This is a genomic window from Vibrio sp. BS-M-Sm-2 (assembly GCF_041504345.1).
GTDB classification, from domain to species: Bacteria; Pseudomonadota; Gammaproteobacteria; order Enterobacterales; family Vibrionaceae; genus Vibrio; species Vibrio satsumensis.
In genome coordinates this window covers 1,498,243-1,517,544 of sequence record NZ_CP167894.1, presented here as the reverse complement: position 1 = coordinate 1,517,544, position 19,302 = coordinate 1,498,243, and the positions used below count along the sequence as shown (strand labels likewise).

Below are 19,302 nucleotides of genomic sequence, written 5' to 3'. Positions count from 1 at the left end.
ATGGAGAAGCGGTACACATGGATTGTGTTGGATTGATTCAAATTACTTCAGGCCCTGATCCTGAAAGCAATCTCGATTATCTCGCTCAAGAGATAGTTAAGTGCAAAGAGCTAGGCGCTAAGTGGGTCGTTTGCCCTGAAAACGCATTAGTTTTTGGCAGTAAAGCTGACTATCACCGCTATGCTGAGCCTTTAAATGATGGACCTTTGCAAAAGAAAATTTCTGAGCTAGCAAAGCTTCACAGAATTTGGATCGTTATTGGTAGTATGCCGATAAGCACAGCTAAAGGTGTGACTACCACAACCTTGGTGATTGATGATTTTGGTGGTTTAGTCGCTCATTACGATAAGCTGCATATGTTTGATGTGGATGTCGCCGATGCGCATAAGTGTTATCGAGAGTCGGATATTTTCACACCAGGTGACCGAGTTGTGACAACGGAAACGCCTTTTGGTCGCTTAGGTTTGAGTATTTGTTATGATGTGCGCTTTCCTCACTTGTATTCAGAGTTACGTAAGCAAGGTGCACAAATCATGGTTGTACCTGCAGCGTTCACCGCTGTAACCGGTCAAGCGCACTGGGAAGTACTGTTAAGATGCCGAGCCATTGAAACACAATCGTGGATTGTCGCGGTGGGGCAAGGTGGTAAGCACCCTTGCCAAAGAGAAACATGGGGACACTCTATGGTGGTTGATCCCTGGGGACGAGTAGTCGCACAGTTAGACCAAGACCCTAAAAGTATGGTGGTTGAGATAGACATATCCAGTTGCGAGTCAATTAGGCAAAATATGCCAATCACGCAACACTCTCGATTCACCAATCAATTTTAATTACAAACAAGAGCCATCTATGAGCATTAATCAAATTGAAGAAGCGCTACTGAACCCGACAGGGCTTACGGAGCAAAATATCGCAGATACATTGGCGAGCATTGCTACCCGCCAAATTGATTATGCTGATATCTACTTTCAGTCAAGCTGGCACGAATCTTTGGTGCTAGAAGATAGCATTATTAAAGACGGCTCTTTCAATATCGATTGCGGTGTTGGAGTTCGTGCCGTATCTGGCGAAAAGACCGGTTTTGCTTACTCTGACCAAATTCAATTGGATGGTCTTAAGCAGAGCGCAATTGCGGCTCGCGGTATCGCTAAACAAGGTCAAAACGGCAAGGTTCAAGCGTTCAAACGCAACTCTAATCAAGCTTACTATGATGCAGTTAACCCGCTAGCGAGCTGGGAAAAACAGCAGAAAACAGAATTACTCAAATCATTAGATGCTTACATTCGCACTAAAGAACCTATGGTGACTGAAGTATCGGTGAGCCTAAGTGGTGTGCATGAGCAGATGTTGGTTGCTGCGACTGATGGGACTTACGCTGGCGATATTCGTCCGCTGGTTCGTCTATCTATTAGCGTACTGGCACAGAAGGGTGATCGTCGTGAGCGTGGTAGCGCTGGTGGTGGTGGCCGTTTTGGTTATGACTTCTTCTTAAGTGATGACAAAGGCACTCAAGTAGCTTATCAGTTTGCGGATGAAGCGATTCGCCAAGCATTAGTTAACCTTGAAGCGGTGGCTGCGCCTGCTGGTGCAATGCCTGTGGTTCTTGGTTCTGGCTGGCCGGGCGTTTTGCTGCATGAAGCGGTAGGCCATGGTTTAGAAGGCGATTTCAACCGTAAAGAGTCGTCAGTATTCTCTGGCAAAGTTGGTGAGCAAGTCACTTCAAGCCTATGTACGATTGTCGATGACGGCACATTAACGGATCTACGCGGTTCATTGAACGTCGATGATGAAGGTGTTAACGGTCAGTACAATACGCTAATCGAAAACGGAATCCTAAAGGGTTACATGCAAGATAAGTTGAACGCTCGTCTAATGGGGGTAGCACCGACAGGTAATGGTCGTCGTGAGTCATACGCGCACCTTCCAATGCCACGTATGACGAATACATACATGCTACCGGGCGAACACACGCCGGAAGAGATCATCGCGACGGTTGAGAAAGGTATCTACGCACCGAACTTCGGTGGCGGCCAGGTTGATATTACTTCAGGTAAGTTTGTATTTTCAGCTTCTGAAGCGTACATGATTGAAAACGGTAAGATCACTCACCCAGTGAAGGGCGCAACGCTAATAGGTTCTGGTATCGAGGCAATGCAGCAAGTGTCTATGGTGGGTAACGATCTAAGCATCGACCGTGGTGTTGGTGTGTGTGGTAAGGCTGGTCAAAGTGTGCCAGTGGGGGTTGGTCAACCAACATTGAAGCTAGACTCGCTAACTGTCGGTGGTACTGAGTAAAGCAGACTAGCCTCTGAAAAATCACTATAAAGATAAATTGAAAAGCGCCTCTATTATGAGGCGCTTTTTGTTTTTGGGTGAATGATGAGTAAGAGCAAAAAAGCGATTACATGTTCTCTTCCGCGAACTCAGCCAGTCGGCTACGCACCACACCATTGAGGTGGATGTTGGCGCTGCCTTCGAAGTTTTTAAAACGCTCGACCATGTAGGTGAGCCCCGAGGTCACAGGGGTTAGATAGGAAGAATCTATCTGCGCTAGGTTCCCTGAGCAGACGATCTTAGTACCTTCACCACAACGGGTGATAATGGTTTTGATTTGTGAAGCGGTCAGGTTTTGACACTCATCCAAAAGCACAAACGCATTCTGAATTGAACGGCCACGCATAAAGTTAATCGATTTGAACTGGATGTTGGCTTTGTCACAGATGTATTTCATCGAGCCTTCTGTGCAGTGATCATTCTTGTGCAGCGCTTCCAGCGTATCGGTCACTGCGGCTAACCAAGGCAACATCTTCTCTTCCTCTGTACCCGGAAGGAAACCTATCGACTCACCAATATCAGGGGTGTTTCGGGTTACGATGATCTTATCGAACTGTTTACGCTCAATGGTTTGCTCAAGCGCTGCGGCCATCGCGAGCAGTGTCTTACCACTACCCGCTGCGCCGGTGAGAATAACAAGATCAATATCAGGGTCGAGCAGTGCGTCTATCGCCATGCCTTGATAGACGTTCTTTGGTGTGATGTCCCATGCCCTGCGATTCATCAGTCTTTCGCGGCTGAGGTCTCTCAGGGTAATGCTTTGCGGCTCAATTTCTTCGACTCGAGCCGCAAAGTCACTCTCCTCGTCAATCACATATTGATTGAGGAAAGTGGGCTCGAACGGCGCTCTTGCTAAGGTGTGCAGCGTCTTTCCGCCTAAACTTCTGCTCTCGACATTATCGATACAATCCCAAAATGCGCCTTCCAGTTGTTGGAAGCCTTTGGTGAGGTATTGGATATCATCAATCAGTTGGTCGGTTTGATAGTCCTCAACAAAACGGACACCGGCTCCTTTGGCTCGCAAACGCATGTTGATGTCTTTGGTAATAAGAACCACTTCGCGCGGCGCGCGTTTATTTTGAAGATAGAGGACGGCGTTGAGGATTCGGTTATCGCCTGCCTTGTCATCGGCGAAGGCTTTGATGCTTTCTTGAAGTTCGTAATCAGCGAGTATTGAAATACTGCCAGATGCGTTTATGTCTTTAGAAAAAGGGATGCCTTCCGATATTTGATCTGGTGTGGCTTCCCTGAACAGGTCTTCGAGCGTTCGAATCGCAATTCTCGCATCTCGAGCAACGTCTCTTTTACTGTCTTTAATTCTGTCGAGTTCTTCTAGCACTGTCATGGGGATAACGACATCGTGCTCTTGGAAAGAAAATATAGCGAAGGGTTCGTGAAGTAGGATATTGGTGTCTAAAACAAATAGCTTCCGGTTGGTCTCGCCCATAGCATCTCCTTGCCGTAGTACGGCTTGCTTTGCATCGATTGAACGTAGATAAAGCTCATATAAAGATTAGTATCTGATTCTGGTGATAGTCAACTACTCACCTAAACTTCATCTAGAGGAACAGCGCCATATTGTGATGAGTGAATATGGCGTATTCGTTTGAGAGCAGCAATCTGCTACCTATAGATTAACCATGAATTTTTGACAGTTTGATTGCACTGGCGAAAACAGAAAAAAAGCACGAAATCATCTCCTTTAGGCGTGACCTAAATCACAGCATCGAGTAAGATTAGCGACCTTTTTCTGCACCATTTTCTCGAGATATTTATTATTGAGAGCGCACTTAAAAAGTGGCTGCAAACTAGGCATTTTTGGCTATATTTTTAGTTCAGGAGCGAGAACGTTCTTGTTTGAAACTGCAGTTAAAAAGACCAAATTCCAACTATAAGATTGAGGTAGTCGATTCATGACATTTGCTTTGGGGCAACGCTGGATAAGCGATACGGAGAGCGATTTAGGTTTAGGTACCGTTGTAGCAATGGATGCTCGCACAGTGACACTAATGTTTGCAGCGTCAGAAGAAAACCGTGTTTATGCACGTACTGATGCTCCCGTAACCCGAGTAACGTTTAATGTAGGCGATGTCATCGAATGCCAAGAAGGTTGGTCTCTGTCTGTCGAAGAAGTTATCGAAGACAAAGGGCTGCTAACCTACTTAGGTACTCGCGAAGATACCCAAGAAACAGAAGTCACTCTGCGTGAAATCTTCTTAAGCAACCAGATCCGATTTAACAAGCCACAAGATAAACTGTACGCGGGTCAAATCGATCGTATGGATAACTTTGTGTTGCGTTACCGCGCGCTGAGCAACCAGTACCAACAACACAAGAGCCCTATGCGTGGCTTGTGTGGTATGCGTGCTGGCTTAATCCCTCATCAGCTATACATCGCTCATGAAGTGGGTCGTCGTCACGCTCCGCGTGTTTTACTGGCCGATGAAGTTGGCCTAGGTAAAACCATCGAAGCGGGCATGATCATCCACCAACAGGTGCTGTCTGGCCGTGCTGAACGTATTCTTATTGTGGTTCCTGAAACTCTACAACATCAATGGTTAGTAGAGATGATGCGTCGTTTCAATCTGCACTTCTCTATCTTTGACGAAGAGCGTTGTATCGAAGCGTTTGCTGAATCAGACAACCCATTTGATACCCAGCAATACGTTTTGTGTTCTTTGGACTTCCTACGTAAGAGCCGCAAGCGCTACGAGCAAGCTCTTGAAGGTGAGTGGGATCTGTTGGTCGTCGATGAAGCGCACCACCTTGAGTGGAGCCAAGACAAACCAAGCCGCGAATACCAAGTGGTAGAAGGCTTAGCGGAAAATACGTCTGGTGTGTTACTACTAACCGCAACGCCTGAGCAGCTTGGTCGTGAGAGCCACTTTGCACGTCTGCGCCTGCTTGATCCAGATCGCTTCTACGATTACGAAGCATTCGTTGAAGAAGAAGACCAATACGCCCCCGTTGCTGATGCAGTAACGGCTCTATTCTCTGGTGTGAAGCTTGAAAACAGCGCGAAGAACCAGATTACGGAACTGCTTTCTGAGCAAGATGTTGAGCCTCTGTTCCGTGTGATTGAAGGTGATAGCAGCGAAGAAGAGCAAGCGTTAGCTCGCCAAGAATTGATTGATAACCTTATGGATCGCCATGGTACCGGCCGTGTTCTTTTCAGAAACACACGTGCTGCAATCAAAGGCTTCCCTAAACGTAATGTAAACCTACTGCCGATGGAAATTCCAACGCAGTACACAACCTCAATGCGTGTATCTGGCATGATCGGTGGCAAGATGGCACCCGAAGCTCGTGCGATGAAGATGCTTTACCCAGAAGAGATCTTCCAAGAGTTTGAAGGTGAAGATTCAAGCTGGTGGCAGTTCGATTCACGCGTTAACTGGTTGATTGAAAAGATCCAAGACAAGCGCAGCGAAAAGATCCTAGTGATCGCTTCTCGTGCAAGTACTGCACTTCAATTAGAGCAAGCACTGCGTGAGCGTGAAGGTGTGCGTGCGACGGTATTCCACGAAGGCATGTCGATTCTAGAGCGTGATAAAGCTGCGGCTTACTTTGCTCAAGAAGAGGGCGGTGCTCAGGTGCTTATCTGTAGCGAAATCGGCTCTGAAGGTCGTAACTTCCAGTTTGCCAATCAGTTAGTGATGTTCGATCTTCCGTTTAACCCGGATTTGCTTGAACAACGTATTGGTCGTTTGGACCGTATCGGTCAGCTGCGTGATATCGACATTCATGTTCCTTATCTAAAAGGTACATCACAGGCGATTCTAGCGCGTTGGTTCGATGAAGGTCTGAACGCATTTGCAGAGACGTGCCCTACAGGTCGCACAGTTTACGACAAGTACTCAGATGTTCTTATCGAGATGCTAGCTTCTGGTAACACTGAGCAACTTGATGAAGTGATTGAGGAGTCTGCCAAGCTAAATCAAAGCCTTAAATCAGATCTAGAAAAAGGCCGAGATCGCCTATTAGAAATGCATTCAAACGGCGGCGATAAAGCGCATGAAATTGCAGAAAAGATCGCATCAACTGATGGCGATACTAACCTAGTAACGTTTGCCCTGAGCCTGTTTGATACGATTGGTTTGAACCAAGACGATAAGGGTGAAAATGCGCTAGTTGTGACACCATCTGAGCACATGATGGTGCCAAGCTACCCAGGCTTACCATACGAAGGCGCAACTATCACGTTTGATCGTGATACTGCGCTTTCTCGTGAAGACATGAACTTTATTAGCTGGGAACACCCAATGATTCAGGGCGGTATTGATCTGCTACTGAGCGAGGGTGTTGGTGCATCAGCGGTATCGCTACTGAAAAACAAAGCGCTGCCTGTGGGTACTATCCTGCTTGAGTTGGTTTACCTTGTCGATGCGCAAGCGCCGAAACGCAGCGGTATCAGCCAGTTCTTACCTAAGACGCCAATTCGTTTAATGATGGATGGCCGTGGTAATGACTTATCAGCTCAGGTCGAGTTCGACAGCTTTAACCGTCAATTAAGCCCTGTAAACCGTCATTTAGCGAGCAAGCTAGTTAACTCAGTACAAGGTGAGATTCACAAGCTAATCGAAGCGGGTGAGACGCACGTACTTCCTAAAGTGGAAGAAGTGCGTCAACAAGCTCAACGAGACATGCAGACTAATCTAAACGGTGAATTAGAGCGTCTACAAGCACTTAAAGCCGTGAACCCTAACATTCGTGATGAAGAGCTAGAGGTAATCGAAGCTCAAATCAATGAACTAACCGGTTACATCAGCAAAGCTCAGGTTCAGCTAGATTCATTACGCTTGATTGTGGTTTCTCACAACTAGTTTTGCACTAGTTAAACGCTTCAACGAAATAAGGCCTTCATCATGAAGGCCTTATTTTTATCTAGCGTTTGAAAGCTGTATTGGTTGTTGAAAGATGTATCGGCTGAGGAATTACATCAACCACTTCCACCAAACAAATACTGCTAAGAAACCAAATAGGTAAACAAGACCCGCGACAGACAACCATTTTAGCTTGCTACCAATTGCTAGTGCTTCTGGAAGTTTAGCCTTGTTTACTAAGATGAAGTTAAGTAGTGCGAAGAATGGTGTAGTCGCAAAGGCGAGTACCATTGCAAAATCAAGCATTGGCATCAATGCAGCGCTAAAGAACATCACAATCGCTAGGGCCGAGATAGAGACAATGATGATCCAACCTTGCAGCATGCGTGGGCTCGATTCTTTGTTGAGTAACAGACGCTGTGATTCAGCAAGCACACGTGAGTAGCCATCGATAACGGTAATGGTACTGCCAAAGATACAGAAGAAAGCGACGATCGCGATCAGTGGACGAGACCATTCACCAATCGTAGAAGCATAAATACCAACTAACTGGTGAGTAAAGCCAACACCAGAGCGAGACAGTTCCACGCCTGAACCGTGAAGCACTAGAGCACCCAAAGCGACAAATACCAAAGCAAGCAGTGCAGTTCCAATGTAGCCGACGTTGAAATCGAATAAGGCAGATTGAGCTGTGACTTCCTGTTTCTCTTTTTGGCTTTTTAGCCACATAGAGGTGATGCTTGAAATCTCGATAGGCGCAGGCATCCAACCCATGGTCACCACGATAAAGCCAATAGCAGCTAATGACCAAGGTGATGGTGGAACAAAAGCAGCATCCGGTTCAACGGGAGAGCCAATAGCAATCGCAACAGCAGCTAAGGTTGTGATGGTAAGGATCGCCATGATCGCTTTAGATAGTGTATCGAGCGCGCGATAATGGCCAGCAAAAAGAATGATCAAACAGGTCGCTAAAACGATCATGCACAATGTGCTGGTGGCTAATTCGAAAGGAACAAAGTAGCTAAGTAGGCTTGCACTAAATAATAGTAGTGCAGCAGTATTTACCACGGCGGAAATGGCACTCAGTATCGAAAAGGTAACAAGGTAAGGTCGGCCAAGGTTAGAGTATCCTTCCACCAAACTTTGCCCTGTGCCAAGAGTATATTGGATACCAGCTCTGAAGAATGGGTACTTAAATATGTTTACCAGGATAATAAGTGCGGCAAGCTGCCAACCATAAATCGCCCCAGCTTTGGTTGAGGCGACTAAGTGAGATCCACCTACAGCTGCTGCGGCCATCATAATACCTGGGCCAAGGGACTTGATTAAGCTTGATAGGGGAGCTGAGGCTGGTGTTTTTGTGTTGGTGGTTTTAACCGTACTTTCCATCATTTTTCCTTTGATGCTGACTTCTTATTTTCCGTTACTCTATCAATACCATGTTTCGTAAAGTCGTCAACTTTTATGTACAAAAATATTGGAAATTGTATTTAATAATAAACAAATCAACCGCAAATTATTTATTCACTAGTAATTAAGAGGCTTCAATGGCGTTAGAACAGTACACACCACCACGTGAACCGTGGATTGATATTGTCTATCAAGATGACGATATTCTTGTGGTGAACAAGCCTGCTGGCCTACTTTCAGTGCCGGGAAGATTGCCAGAACATTACGATAGTATGTGGAGTCGGTTAGTTGTCGAATTTCCGGAGATTCAAGTCGTGCATCGATTGGACATGTCGACATCGGGCTTGATGCTGCTCGCTAAACATAAACCAGCAGAGCGACATCTGAAGAAGCAATTTCAATATCGACTGACTCACAAACTCTATTACGCACGGGTATGGGGTTCAGTTGAAAAGAAAGAGGGATTGATTGACCTTCCTCTTCTTTGCGATTGGACGAATCGCCCGAAGCAGAAAGTGTGTTTCGAGGACGGTAAACCATCACAGACTCGTTATGTGGTGGAGCAACAAGAGACTCAAACCACCTTGTTGAAGTTACTGCCGATTACTGGCCGCTCTCATCAGTTACGTGTGCATTGTATGGAAATAGGGAACCCAATTGTGGGCGACGAGTTTTATGCAACGCCAGATGCGTTTAACTATAGCGATAGGTTAGCTCTGCACGCGTGTGAACTGAGTTTTTACCATCCGGCTAATGATCAGTTATTCAAAGCTTTTGTTCCATGCGAGTTTTATCCTCAAGCATTTCCGCAAATCGAACAGCACTTTGAAATTGCGCCAGAGCTTCCAGACTACGGTAAGCTAAAAGCTTAGAATGGTGCCACCAATACCAATTCAAGGACGTACAATGTCGAAGTTGAAAGTGGTTTTTCTCGACAGAGCCACCATCCCACCTCAAATTCATTTAAAACCTCTCAGCTTTGAACATCAGTGGATGGAGTATGATTTTACTGCTCCAGAGCTAGTTGCAGAGCGTATTGCGAGAGCGGATGTTGTTATCACCAATAAGGTTGTGCTTAACGCTGATAATTTAGGTCAAGCACAACAACTCAAGTTGATCGCTGTGTCAGCGACTGGCGTCAACAATGTCGATGTCGACTATTGCAAGGGTAACAATATCGCGGTGGCTAACGTACAGGGCTACGCGACTCAATCAGTGCCTGAGCATGTGATTGCAATGTTGTTTACGTTAAAGAGAAACCTTGTCGGCTATCATCAAGATATTGAAGCGGGAGAGTGGCAAAAGGACAAGCAGTTTTGTTTCTTTACACATCCGATCCAAGATATTGCAGGCAGCACATTAGGTTTGATCGGTAGTGGAAGTTTAGGGCAAGCGACCGCGATTCTGGCAAAAGCTATTGGTATAAACGTCATCTTTGCTGAGCGTAAAGGGGCAGACTGTTGTCGAGAAGGCTATTTGCCTTTTGAAACTGTTTTAAAGCAAGCGGATGCGATCAGCCTGCATTGTCCATTGACTGATGCGACCCGAAACCTGATTTCAGAGCGTGAGCTAGCAATGATGAAACCAAGTGCGGTGTTAATTAATGCTGGCCGTGGTGGATTGGTCGATGAACAAGCCTTGGTTGAAGCTTTGAAAAGTAATGAGATTGCCGGCGCAGGTATGGATGTATTTACACAAGAGCCAGCAGACAACTCAAACCCACTATTAGCTAACAGTCATTTACCCAATTTACTGTTAACACCTCACGTCGCATGGGGCAGTGACAGTTCCATTCAAAAACTGTCTGATATCTTAATCGATAACATAGATGGCTTTGTCGCAGGTCATCCGCAAAATTTAGTCAGCTAAATGGTTAGTTAAACGGCGTGAGTTAAAAACAAAAAAGGCTGGCTTTTAGGCCAACCTTTTTAGATCGTTGTGTCGATTAAGTGATTTAGCCTTGCGGCTTAACTACCAATACATTGATTGGTGAGTTCTGTACCACTTTGCTCGCAACAGAACCAAGTACCACTTTGTCGATTTTCGAACGTTTATGGCTAGGCATCACAATAAGGTCGGCCCCCAGTTTTTCTGCGTAATCTAGAATCGTTGTGTAGGTCTTGCCTTCGGCAACGTGAACCTTATACACCACTTCATCGTCAATGTGCTTATCAGCAAACTCTTTCAGCTGATTTTTAACATCAAGCTTCATTTGGTTCGCCGCATCTTTTGGGAAGTAAGATGCAACCATCGACATGTGAATGCCCGGTAGTACGTTCAGAATGTGGATTTCAGCATTGCTGTGTTTCGCGTGCCACACCGCTAGCTCGACGGCTTTATCAGAAAAGCCTTTGTCGTTAAGATCAACGGGAACAAGGATTTGTCTATACATGTATTCGTCTCTTTTTGAGCAGCGTCTAGTACATACCAAACGCTGTAATTATCTTTTCCATGTAGTAAAAAAGCCAAATAGAGTAGAGCACTACTTGGCTCTATCCATTACGCGCTAATCTCATCCTTACGAGCACGCCTTCTTTGGTTCATCGCTAAACCAATTAAAATCAGTAGGGCAGGTAAGAATACCCACTCTTTCATTGGTCGATCTGCATCTTGGATAACGGATTTAATTTCCCAATCAAAGTCAATGCCAGCGGCTTCTGCAGGGCTACCAAACTCAACCATATCAACAATCATCTTGTCGTCAGTTTGTGTCAGCATTAGGCCCATTGAAGCAATGCGGTCTTCACTTGTTGTCGCAGAATCTTCAAATGGAAGGCGGACTGTTTTCTCAGAATAGTTACCTTCTAAGTTTTCGCCACCTACTCTCAATTCAAGTGATTGTCCCACAGATAAATTTTCTGTGATTTGAGCGATCTCAACTCCTGGCGAAAGAACTTTCTCTGGATAAATCATGTCCCACCAGAAACCAGGGCGGAAGAAAGAGAAGGTCAGAACGATAAGCAGTATGGTTTCCCACCACTTGTTCTTAGTGAACCACCAACCTTGTGTCGCTGCAGCAAAGATAAGTACCGCAGTAACAGAAGAGAAAATCGTTAGAGCTAAGTGCCACCAAGAATCAATGCCCATCAACAGTAGTTGGGTATTGAATATGAACATGAACGGTAAGATTGCGGTCCGGATATCGTAGGTAAAGCCTTGAATACCCGTACGAATTGGATCGGATTTCGCAATCGCGGCTGCCGCAAATGCTGCCAGACCTACCGGAGGTGTGTCATCCGCAAGAATACCGAAGTAGAACACGAATAAGTGAACCGCAATCAGTGGAATGATCAAGCCGTGCGCTGCACCTAAGGTAACAATTACCGGCGCCATCAGTGTTGAAACAACGATGTAGTTCGCCGTTGTTGGCAAGCCCATACCTAAGATCAAGCTGATTACTGCAGTAAATAGCAGCATAAGGATGATGCTACCGCCTGAGATAAACTCAACGAAATCCGTCATTACAAGACCGATACCCGTTAGAGTCACCACGCCAACAACCGTACCTGCAGCTGCTGTTGCTACACCGATACCTATCATGTTACGTGCGCCTGAAACCAAGCTCTCAGCTAGATCAACGAAGCCAGCTTTGGTTTGCTCTGCAAGATCGTCTGATTTGTTCATCAGAGTCATTAAAGGACGCTGAGTGATCAAAATGAAGATCATGAATACGGTTGCCCAGAAGGCAGACAGACCTGGGGAGAAACGTTCAACCGTTAAACACCAAACTAGCACTACGATAGGCAGTAGGAAGTGCAAACCAGATTTAATCGTTGGACCTGGATCTGGAACTTCTTTCAGGTCTGCATCGATCTCCATGCCGCCTTCAGCTGCGTATTTTGCTGATACGCGAACCAGAGCAACATAAGCGATCAATAGCGCCACAGTTACGATTGGTGTTGCAGCATCGCCAAAGACATCTTTCGTCCAACCGACACCGTAGTAAACCGCAGCACTGATAACACATAGACCTAAAATGGTTCCAGTGAAAGAGAGTAGGCTTTGTACGATAGTTGGTGTGTGGCGACGAGGTAGGCCAGTCATACCTGCTTTACATGCTTCTAGGTGAACAATGTAAATCAGAGCAATATAAGAGATCAGAGCTGGAAGTAGCGCCGCCTTGATTACTTCTACATACGAGATGCCCACATATTCAACCATCAGGAATGCCGCAGCACCCATGATAGGTGGCGTTAGCTGACCGTTGGTTGAAGCGGCTACTTCTACTGCACCAGCTTTTGTGCCCGGGAAACCAACACGCTTCATTAGCGGGATAGTAAAGGTACCTGTGGTAACAACGTTTGCAATCGAAGAGCCTGATACCAGACCAGATAAACCAGACGCTACAACGGCTGCTTTCGCTGGGCCGCCCTTCATGTGACCAAGCAGAGAGAATGCAACTTTGATGAAGTAAGCACCAGCACCAGCACGTTCTAGCATTGCACCAAACAGTACAAACAAGAATACGAATGACGTTGATACGCCAAGAGCTACACCGAATACACCTTCTGTTGTTAGCCACAGGTGCGACATTGCCTTGTTCAGGCTCGCACCTTTGTGGGCAATAACGTCTGGCATATGAGGGCCACCAAAGGTGTAAAGTAGGAATACTGCTGCCACAACCATAAGAGGTGGACCTAAAGCGCGTCGTGTTGCTTCAAGCAGTAGAACCATACCGAATACGGCCGCAACAATATCGAATGTTGTTGGTGCACCCGAGCGACCGGCAAGTTCAGTGTAGAAAATATAGATATAAGAAGCTGAAAAACTACCTACTAGCGCCAATATCCAGTCGACTGCAGGAATGCGATCCCGAGGCGAGTTCTTCATAGCTGGATAAGCGGTAAAGGCTAAGAAAATAGCAAACGTAAGGTGAATTGCTCGAGCTTCAGTGTCGTTTAAAATTGCGAAGTTAAAAATGAACGGCAGCGGAGATGCATACCAAAGTTGGAACAGTGACCAACATAGAGGCACAAACCATAAAATACGGCCTTGGATACCACGAGGGCTACGCGCACCAGTATCTGATTGTGCCACCATTTCTTGCACATCTGGAGACGGTGATGTTGTCTGCGTCATGTACTTTATCCTTATTATTGATGGTCTGCCTTTTCTTACGAACAACCAAACGTTATTTATTTCCTATCTAGTGTAGTGAATGGATAGGGAAATGCGTTCTTTGTTCGTCTTTGTCTTAGGCTTGATACGAAGGTAAGTCCTCCAAATTGGAGAAACTTAAAGGGTTGCTCTTTTCACTTAAGTTATTTTTATAAAACGTGAAAAGCCAATAAGGAGGGCTAGCCTCCTTATTGGTGTAGTAGGCTTAAAGTAGAATTACTTTAGAAGGCCCACTTCTTTGTAGTATTTTGCTGCGCCTGGGTGAAGAGGGATAGAGATACCCGCTTTAACCATGTCTTCTTTTTTCAGGTTAGCAAATGCTGGATGTAGACGTTTGAAAGTGTCAAAGTTTTCAAATACTGCCTTAGCAACGTTGTATGCAACTTCTTCAGAAACGTCTGAAGTTGTTACCATTGTTGCTGCAACACCGAAGCTGTTTACGTCAGCGTCAGTACCACGGTACATGCCAGCAGGAACTGTGCTGTAAGCGTAGTATGGGTTTTCAGCTACGATCTTGTCGATCTGTGGACCTGTTGCTGAAACCAGTTTTGCATCACAAGACGTTGTTGCTTCTTTGATTGATCCGTTCGGGTGACCCACCATGTAGATGAATGCATCAATCTTGTTATCACAAAGTGCTTGTGAACGCTCAGAACCTTTAAGTTCAGAAGCAAGCTTGAAGCTGTCGTTCGTCCAACCCATAGCGTCCATTACAACACCCATCGTTGCACGGTCACCAGAGCCTGGATTACCAATGTTTACGCGCTTACCAGCTAGGTCAGAAACATTGTTGATGCCAGCATCGGTACGAGCGATGATGTTGAACGGTTCTGTATGTAGAGAGAACATAGCGCGAAGTTTCTTGTATTCGCCCTGATCTTTGAACTTACTTGTACCGTTGTAGCCGTGGTATTGCCAGTCCGATTGAACAACACCGAAATCTAGTTCACCAGCACGGATGGTGTTAACGTTGTAGATTGAACCACCAGTAGACTCGACAGAACAACGAATGTTGTGGTCTTTGCGGCCCTTGTTCACTAGTTTACAAATTGCACCACCAGTCGGATAGTAAACACCCGTCACTGAACCAGTACCAATTGTGATGAACTCTTGAGCGTTAACAGCGCCAGCGCCCATTACAGCAGCTGCAATAGCACCAACTTTAATAAGTTTGGTAAATGCCATGAATTTCCCTTCCTTTATTCATTATTAACCCTGAAACAAGTGTAGTCGTTTCTGGAGTTTCCTATTTGGAAACGGCACCTTTTTCAATCCATGTGATGAAAAAGTGGCTGAATAATATCAAAAATTGGCAGAAAATTACTCGAATGTTAAAAGATATAGCTAAAAAATCTAACAAATGATGTCTAGATCTCGTGTTTAATTTGCTACTGAGTTTTTTAAAATCAATGATTTAGTGTAATTTCGGGAGGGGAGCATGGATATTCTAGGATGTGATTTGGATCACGAAGCGAATAGATGCTCGTGATCCATTAGTAAGGCTGATAGTTATGAAACTATGATCAATTATCCTGCGTATTCAAACAGTTCGCACACAGAATCAAACAGTTGCTTAGTGGTAACCGATAACGTTGGAGTAATAAAGATAGTGTCATCACCCGCGACCACACCCAATATGCCTTCCGACTTACCTAGTGAGTCTAATAAGCGAGCAATAAGCTGAGCTGCACCAGGGCCAGTGTGTATCACAACTAATGCATTGTTGTGGTCAATATCTAGTACTAATTCTCGTAAAGAGCTAGAAACTGTCGGAACACCAAGTTCAGCAGGAAGACAGTAAACCATCTCCATTTTTGCGTTACGAGTTCGAACGGCACCAAACTTGGTTAACATACGCGAGACTTTAGACTGGTTGATGCTTTCAAAACCTTCGTGTTTTAGGGCATCTACAATTTCGCCTTGTGAGCCAAAACGTTCTTCTTTTAGTAAGGCTTTAAATGCACGAACTAAGTTGTCTTGCTTTTCTGTATTGCGCATATGTCATTCTTATTCATTAACAAAGATGTTTGCATATTCTCGCATACATATTCAATTTTAGCCAAAATATCCCAGTAATTTGTTAGTTATATCACTGTAAATATTTAATAGAATAATGTGTTATTTGCGACGACTTATTTTGTTATTTCAGTTGATTATCGCCATAATGCGAACTCGCTGTGTAGCACGGTTTTATTGACTTGCGCGAAGTCGCAAAGCTAGCGTTAATTGATTGTAATCACTTTGTGATTAATATAGTTTTTTAACTTAGATTTAGCTCAAGAATTACCCTACAAAGAATTTATAAGAGAAAGCTCTCAAGGAGAATAACAATGAAAGTAGCTGTTATTGGTGCCGCTGGTGGCATCGGTCAAGCCCTAGCCCTACTACTTAAGAACCGCCTACCTGCTGGTTCAGATCTTGCACTTTACGATATCGCACCGGTAACACCGGGTGTTGCTGCCGATCTTAGCCATATCCCAACGCCTGTTTCGATCAAAGGTTACGCAGGTGAAGATCCAACACCAGCACTAGAAGGTGCGGATGTTGTACTTATTTCTGCAGGTGTTGCTCGTAAGCCTGGTATGGATCGTGCGGATCTTTTCAATGTGAACGCTGGCATTGTTAAGTCTCTTGCAGAGAAAATCGCAGTTACTTGTCCTACTGCTTGTGTTGGTATCATCACTAACCCAGTAAACACGACAGTGCCAATCGCGGCTGAAGTACTGAAAAAAGCGGGCGTTTACGACAAGCGTCGTCTATTTGGTATTACGACTCTTGATGTGATTCGTTCTGAAACGTTCGTTGCTGAACTAAAAGATAAAGATCCAGGCGACATCCGTGTTCCTGTTATCGGCGGTCACTCAGGCGTAACTATTCTTCCTCTGCTTTCTCAAGTTGAAGGCGTAGAGTTCACTGATGAAGAAATCGCAGCGCTAACGACTCGCATCCAAAATGCAGGTACGGAAGTAGTAGAAGCTAAAGCTGGCGGCGGTAGTGCGACACTGTCTATGGGTCAAGCGGCTTGTCGTTTCGGTCTTGCACTAGTTAAAGCACTTCAAGGCGAAGAGAATGTGATTGAATGCGCATACGTTGAAGGTGAAGGCGAGCACGCACCATTCTTCGCACAACCAGTTAAACTTGGCAAAGAGGGCGCTGAAGCGATCCTTAGCTACGGTGAGCTGAGCGACTTCGAACGTAACGCTTTAGATAGCATGCTTGAAACACTAAATGGCGACATTGAGATTGGTGTTGAATTCGCTAAATAAGCGAGACGCTATTTAACTCAGCCTAAAAGTTAATTAATAAGAGCCGGTCATTATGATCGGCTTTTTTGATCCTAGAATTCAAGCTACTCGTATTTTCCTCTACAACCAAGTTGAGGGTAAATTTTATGGCTACTGTTCAGAAGGGTATGAATGTCGAATATTTGGGGCACCTAGGAAAAGTATTGGTTATTGATGAGCAAGAGCAGTATGCCTTAGTAGAGACTTACAATGGGCATGAGCAATACGCAGTGCCAATGGAAGAGCTTGAAGAGATTGAAGCACAATTGCCACTATCATTAGAAGCGAGCCGATATTGAACTTGGATCTTTTATAAATATTTGTTCAAAACTAAAAAAGAGCCCTGAGGCTCTTTTTTATTATTTATATAGAAGCTAGTTGTCTATCAACGAGCTTACTTACTGCGTTTAACTGCCAAGTGTGCGAGCGTTGTTAGCGCTTGCTTATATTCAGAGTCAGGAAGTACAGAAAGCTCAGCAATCGCTTTATCGGCTTCTTCATAGGCTTTATTTGTTGTGTACTCTAAAGAGCCTGTCTCTTTCATCACAGCCATAATATCGTCGAGACGTTCCATCCCATTCGCTTTTTCAATCGCTTCACGAATCATGCTTGCTTGTTCAGAAGAACCATTGTGCATTGCGTAAAGTAGAGGCAGCGTTGGTTTGCCTTCGGCAAGATCGTCACCAACGTTCTTACCCATCTCTTTACCGTCAGCTGTGTAATCCATCACATCATCAATCAGTTGGAATGCGGTGCCTAAGTACTTACCGTAGTTCTGCATTGCTGTTTCGATTTCTGGTGATGATTCGCTAAGAATGGCACCGATTTGCGTTGCAGCTTCAAACAGGCGAGCGGTCTTAGAGTAGATCACCTGCATATAGCTTTCTTCTGTGGTGTCTGGGTTGTTGCAGTTCATTAATTGTTGAACTTCACCCTCGGCAATTACGTTTACCGCTTCGCTCATCAACTCAAGGATCTTTAAGGATCCTAGCGTTGTCATCATTTGGAATGAGCGAGTATAAATAAAGTCGCCCACCAAAACGCTAGCTGCATTACCAAAAGCGGCATTGGCTGTCGCTTTACCGCGTCTCATGTCTGATTCGTCGACAACATCATCATGGAGCAGGGTAGCGGTGTGAATAAACTCGATAAAGGCTGCTGAGGTGATGTGAGCTTCACCTTGATAACCAAGTGCACGAGCAGATAAAAGAGCAAGCAAAGGGCGTAGGCGTTTGCCACCGCCGCTAACGATATAAAAACCAAGCTGGTTGATTAAACTTACGTCAGAATTAAGTTGGGCTTGAATTGTTTCATTCACTTTTGCCATATCATTGGCAGTAAGCGTTTGGATAGCTTTAAAATCCATTGTTCATCCGGCTGAAGTTAGACCCTGTAAGGCTTATACGTTGTATTTAATTGTTGAATAATACACTAAAAAACGTTGATTAATACATCGCTAAAGGGCATGATTGCCGCACTTTTCTTTGGCGAACAGGTTTTCGCCAATTTTTTAAAAATATGGCTTGTCATAGCGCCATGATTCCCGTAGAATCTGCGCCCTATTGATTAGTTTAGCGCACACCCGAGTTGTACAATTAACAACCATAGGCTGTGCGGAAAAAGCGGAGTAAAATATGTACGCTGTTTTCCAATCTGGTGGCAAACAACACCGAGTAAGCGAAGGTCAAACACTTCGTTTAGAGAAATTAGACGTTGAAACTGGTGCAACTGTAGAATTTGATAAAGTTCTTCTTGTTGCTAACGGCGAAGAAATCGCTGTTGGTGCACCTCTTGTTGAAGGTGGCAAGGTTACTGCTGAAGTAGTACAACACGGTCGTGGCGATAAAGTAAAAATCGTTAAGTTCCGTCGTCGTAAGCACTCGCGTAAGCAAGCTGGTCACCGTCAGTGGTTCACTGAAGTGAAAATCACTGGCATTAACGCTTAAGTATTAGGAGAGTTTAACAATGGCACATAAAAAAGCTGGCGGTTCTACTAATAACGGCCGCGATTCAGAAAGCAAACGTCTTGGTGTTAAGCGTTTTGGTGGTGAATCTGTTCTTGCAGGTAACATCATCGTTCGTCAACGTGGTACTAAGTTCCACGCTGGCACAAACGTTGGCATCGGTAAAGACCACACTCTTTTCGCTCTTACTGAAGGTAAAGTGAAATTTGCTGTTAAAGGTCCTAAAAACCGTAAGTTTGTAAGCATCGAAGCTGAGTAATTTAATCTTTAACTAGATTATTTTATTAGCTTTCAAGCTGAATTCAAAAGCCCTGCCGATTCGGCAGGGTTTTTTATTTATAGCAAGAATAAAAAAGCAGACGCTCTGGC

The 19,302-nt window shown here is 44.9% G+C and carries 16 protein-coding genes; 9 read left to right on the top strand and 7 right to left on the bottom strand.

Annotated features, from left to right (window positions below; genetic code table 11):
• Positions 1–17 precede the first annotated feature (17 nt).
• A complete protein-coding gene (locus tag AB8613_RS06775; RefSeq protein ID WP_372384690.1) occupies positions 18–830 on the top strand; it encodes a carbon-nitrogen hydrolase family protein in 813 nt (270 codons plus the stop codon).
• Between the two features lie 19 nt (positions 831–849).
• Positions 850–2,295 (top strand): metalloprotease TldD, encoded by a 1,446-nt coding sequence (tldD, locus tag AB8613_RS06770; protein ID WP_017061366.1) that lies wholly within the window; start codon positions 850–852, stop codon positions 2,293–2,295.
• Between the two features lie 106 nt (positions 2,296–2,401).
• Here the strand turns inward: tldD and AB8613_RS06765 are convergent, their stop codons facing one another.
• The gene (locus tag AB8613_RS06765) at positions 2,402–3,781 is read right to left on the bottom strand and encodes a PhoH family protein (RefSeq protein ID WP_285955123.1); all 1,380 of its coding nucleotides are present in this window, start codon (positions 3,779–3,781) and stop codon (positions 2,402–2,404) included.
• Positions 3,782–4,247: 466 nt separating this feature from the next.
• Between AB8613_RS06765 and rapA the strand changes: the two genes are divergently transcribed.
• On the top strand, positions 4,248–7,157 hold the full coding sequence (rapA, locus tag AB8613_RS06760; RefSeq protein ID WP_285955124.1) for an RNA polymerase-associated protein RapA: 2,910 nt from the start codon (positions 4,248–4,250) through the stop codon (positions 7,155–7,157).
• 111 nt (positions 7,158–7,268) lie between these two features.
• Here the strand turns inward: rapA and AB8613_RS06755 are convergent, their stop codons facing one another.
• Positions 7,269–8,546 carry an NRAMP family divalent metal transporter gene (locus AB8613_RS06755; RefSeq protein ID WP_372384689.1) on the bottom strand — a complete coding sequence of 426 codons (1,278 nt, stop codon included), beginning with the start codon at positions 8,544–8,546 and terminating at the stop codon, positions 7,269–7,271.
• A gap of 158 nt (positions 8,547–8,704) precedes the next feature.
• On the opposite strand from AB8613_RS06755, the gene AB8613_RS06750 reads away from it, so the two are divergent.
• Together AB8613_RS06750 and AB8613_RS06745 are read left to right on the top strand one after the other, a co-directional pair.
• A complete protein-coding gene (locus tag AB8613_RS06750; protein WP_285955126.1) occupies positions 8,705–9,439 on the top strand; it encodes a pseudouridine synthase in 735 nt (244 codons plus the stop codon).
• A gap of 34 nt (positions 9,440–9,473) precedes the next feature.
• The gene (locus AB8613_RS06745) at positions 9,474–10,436 is read left to right on the top strand and encodes a D-2-hydroxyacid dehydrogenase (RefSeq protein WP_146490478.1); all 963 of its coding nucleotides are present in this window, start codon (positions 9,474–9,476) and stop codon (positions 10,434–10,436) included.
• Positions 10,437–10,521: 85 nt separating this feature from the next.
• Here the strand turns inward: AB8613_RS06745 and AB8613_RS06740 are convergent, their stop codons facing one another.
• From AB8613_RS06740 to argR, 4 genes are all read right to left on the bottom strand, one after another.
• A complete protein-coding gene (locus tag AB8613_RS06740; protein ID WP_010434405.1) occupies positions 10,522–10,959 on the bottom strand; it encodes a universal stress protein in 438 nt (145 codons plus the stop codon).
• Between the two features lie 107 nt (positions 10,960–11,066).
• Complete coding sequence (locus AB8613_RS06735; protein ID WP_285955128.1) at positions 11,067–13,646, bottom strand: TRAP transporter permease; 2,580 nt, start codon at positions 13,644–13,646, stop codon at positions 11,067–11,069.
• A gap of 255 nt (positions 13,647–13,901) precedes the next feature.
• Positions 13,902–14,870: a TAXI family TRAP transporter solute-binding subunit gene (locus AB8613_RS06730; RefSeq protein WP_017061374.1), complete on the bottom strand. Its 969-nt coding sequence runs from the start codon at positions 14,868–14,870 to the stop codon at positions 13,902–13,904.
• 342 nt (positions 14,871–15,212) lie between these two features.
• The gene (gene argR, locus AB8613_RS06725) at positions 15,213–15,683 is read right to left on the bottom strand and encodes a transcriptional regulator ArgR (RefSeq protein WP_004740827.1); all 471 of its coding nucleotides are present in this window, start codon (positions 15,681–15,683) and stop codon (positions 15,213–15,215) included.
• Positions 15,684–16,015: 332 nt separating this feature from the next.
• Here argR and mdh point away from each other — a divergent pair, with 332 nt between their 5' ends.
• Together mdh and AB8613_RS06715 are read left to right on the top strand one after the other, a co-directional pair.
• Positions 16,016–16,951 (top strand): malate dehydrogenase, encoded by a 936-nt coding sequence (mdh, locus tag AB8613_RS06720; protein ID WP_009847834.1) that lies wholly within the window; start codon positions 16,016–16,018, stop codon positions 16,949–16,951.
• 125 nt (positions 16,952–17,076) lie between these two features.
• The gene (locus AB8613_RS06715; RefSeq protein ID WP_017061375.1) at positions 17,077–17,268 is read left to right on the top strand and encodes a hypothetical protein; all 192 of its coding nucleotides are present in this window, start codon (positions 17,077–17,079) and stop codon (positions 17,266–17,268) included.
• Between the two features lie 95 nt (positions 17,269–17,363).
• Here AB8613_RS06715 and ispB read toward each other — a convergent pair whose 3' ends face one another.
• A complete protein-coding gene (gene ispB / locus AB8613_RS06710; RefSeq protein WP_146490480.1) occupies positions 17,364–18,335 on the bottom strand; it encodes an octaprenyl diphosphate synthase in 972 nt (323 codons plus the stop codon).
• Between the two features lie 268 nt (positions 18,336–18,603).
• Here ispB and rplU point away from each other — a divergent pair, with 268 nt between their 5' ends.
• Both rplU and rpmA read left to right on the top strand, forming a co-directional pair.
• On the top strand, positions 18,604–18,915 hold the full coding sequence (gene rplU, locus AB8613_RS06705) for a 50S ribosomal protein L21 (protein ID WP_004740823.1): 312 nt from the start codon (positions 18,604–18,606) through the stop codon (positions 18,913–18,915).
• A gap of 19 nt (positions 18,916–18,934) precedes the next feature.
• On the top strand, positions 18,935–19,192 hold the full coding sequence (gene rpmA / locus AB8613_RS06700) for a 50S ribosomal protein L27 (protein ID WP_004735905.1): 258 nt from the start codon (positions 18,935–18,937) through the stop codon (positions 19,190–19,192).
• The last annotated feature ends 110 nt before the right edge of the window (positions 19,193–19,302 follow it).

Bases quoted from the DNA above. Each gene is read 5' to 3' on its own strand.
- rplU (WP_004740823.1), top strand. From the start codon at position 18,604: ATGTACGCTGTTTTCCAATCTGGTGGCAAACAACACCGAGTAAGCGAA.
- mdh (WP_009847834.1), top strand. From the start codon at position 16,016: ATGAAAGTAGCTGTTATTGGTGCCGCTGGTGGCATCGGTCAAGCCCTA.
- AB8613_RS06740 (WP_010434405.1), bottom strand. From the start codon at position 10,959: ATGTATAGACAAATCCTTGTTCCCGTTGATCTTAACGACAAAGGCTTT.
- AB8613_RS06750 (WP_285955126.1), top strand. From the start codon at position 8,705: ATGGCGTTAGAACAGTACACACCACCACGTGAACCGTGGATTGATATT.
- rapA (WP_285955124.1), top strand. From the start codon at position 4,248: ATGACATTTGCTTTGGGGCAACGCTGGATAAGCGATACGGAGAGCGAT.
- AB8613_RS06765 (WP_285955123.1), bottom strand. From the start codon at position 3,781: ATGGGCGAGACCAACCGGAAGCTATTTGTTTTAGACACCAATATCCTA.
- rpmA (WP_004735905.1), top strand. From the start codon at position 18,935: ATGGCACATAAAAAAGCTGGCGGTTCTACTAATAACGGCCGCGATTCA.
- argR (WP_004740827.1), bottom strand. From the start codon at position 15,683: ATGCGCAATACAGAAAAGCAAGACAACTTAGTTCGTGCATTTAAAGCC.
- tldD (WP_017061366.1), top strand. From the start codon at position 850: ATGAGCATTAATCAAATTGAAGAAGCGCTACTGAACCCGACAGGGCTT.
- AB8613_RS06730 (WP_017061374.1), bottom strand. From the start codon at position 14,870: ATGGCATTTACCAAACTTATTAAAGTTGGTGCTATTGCAGCTGCTGTA.
- ispB (WP_146490480.1), bottom strand. From the start codon at position 18,335: ATGGATTTTAAAGCTATCCAAACGCTTACTGCCAATGATATGGCAAAA.
- AB8613_RS06715 (WP_017061375.1), top strand. From the start codon at position 17,077: ATGGCTACTGTTCAGAAGGGTATGAATGTCGAATATTTGGGGCACCTA.
- AB8613_RS06735 (WP_285955128.1), bottom strand. From the start codon at position 13,646: ATGACGCAGACAACATCACCGTCTCCAGATGTGCAAGAAATGGTGGCA.
- AB8613_RS06775 (WP_372384690.1), top strand. From the start codon at position 18: ATGGATTGTGTTGGATTGATTCAAATTACTTCAGGCCCTGATCCTGAA.
- AB8613_RS06745 (WP_146490478.1), top strand. From the start codon at position 9,474: ATGTCGAAGTTGAAAGTGGTTTTTCTCGACAGAGCCACCATCCCACCT.
- AB8613_RS06755 (WP_372384689.1), bottom strand. From the start codon at position 8,546: ATGGAAAGTACGGTTAAAACCACCAACACAAAAACACCAGCCTCAGCT.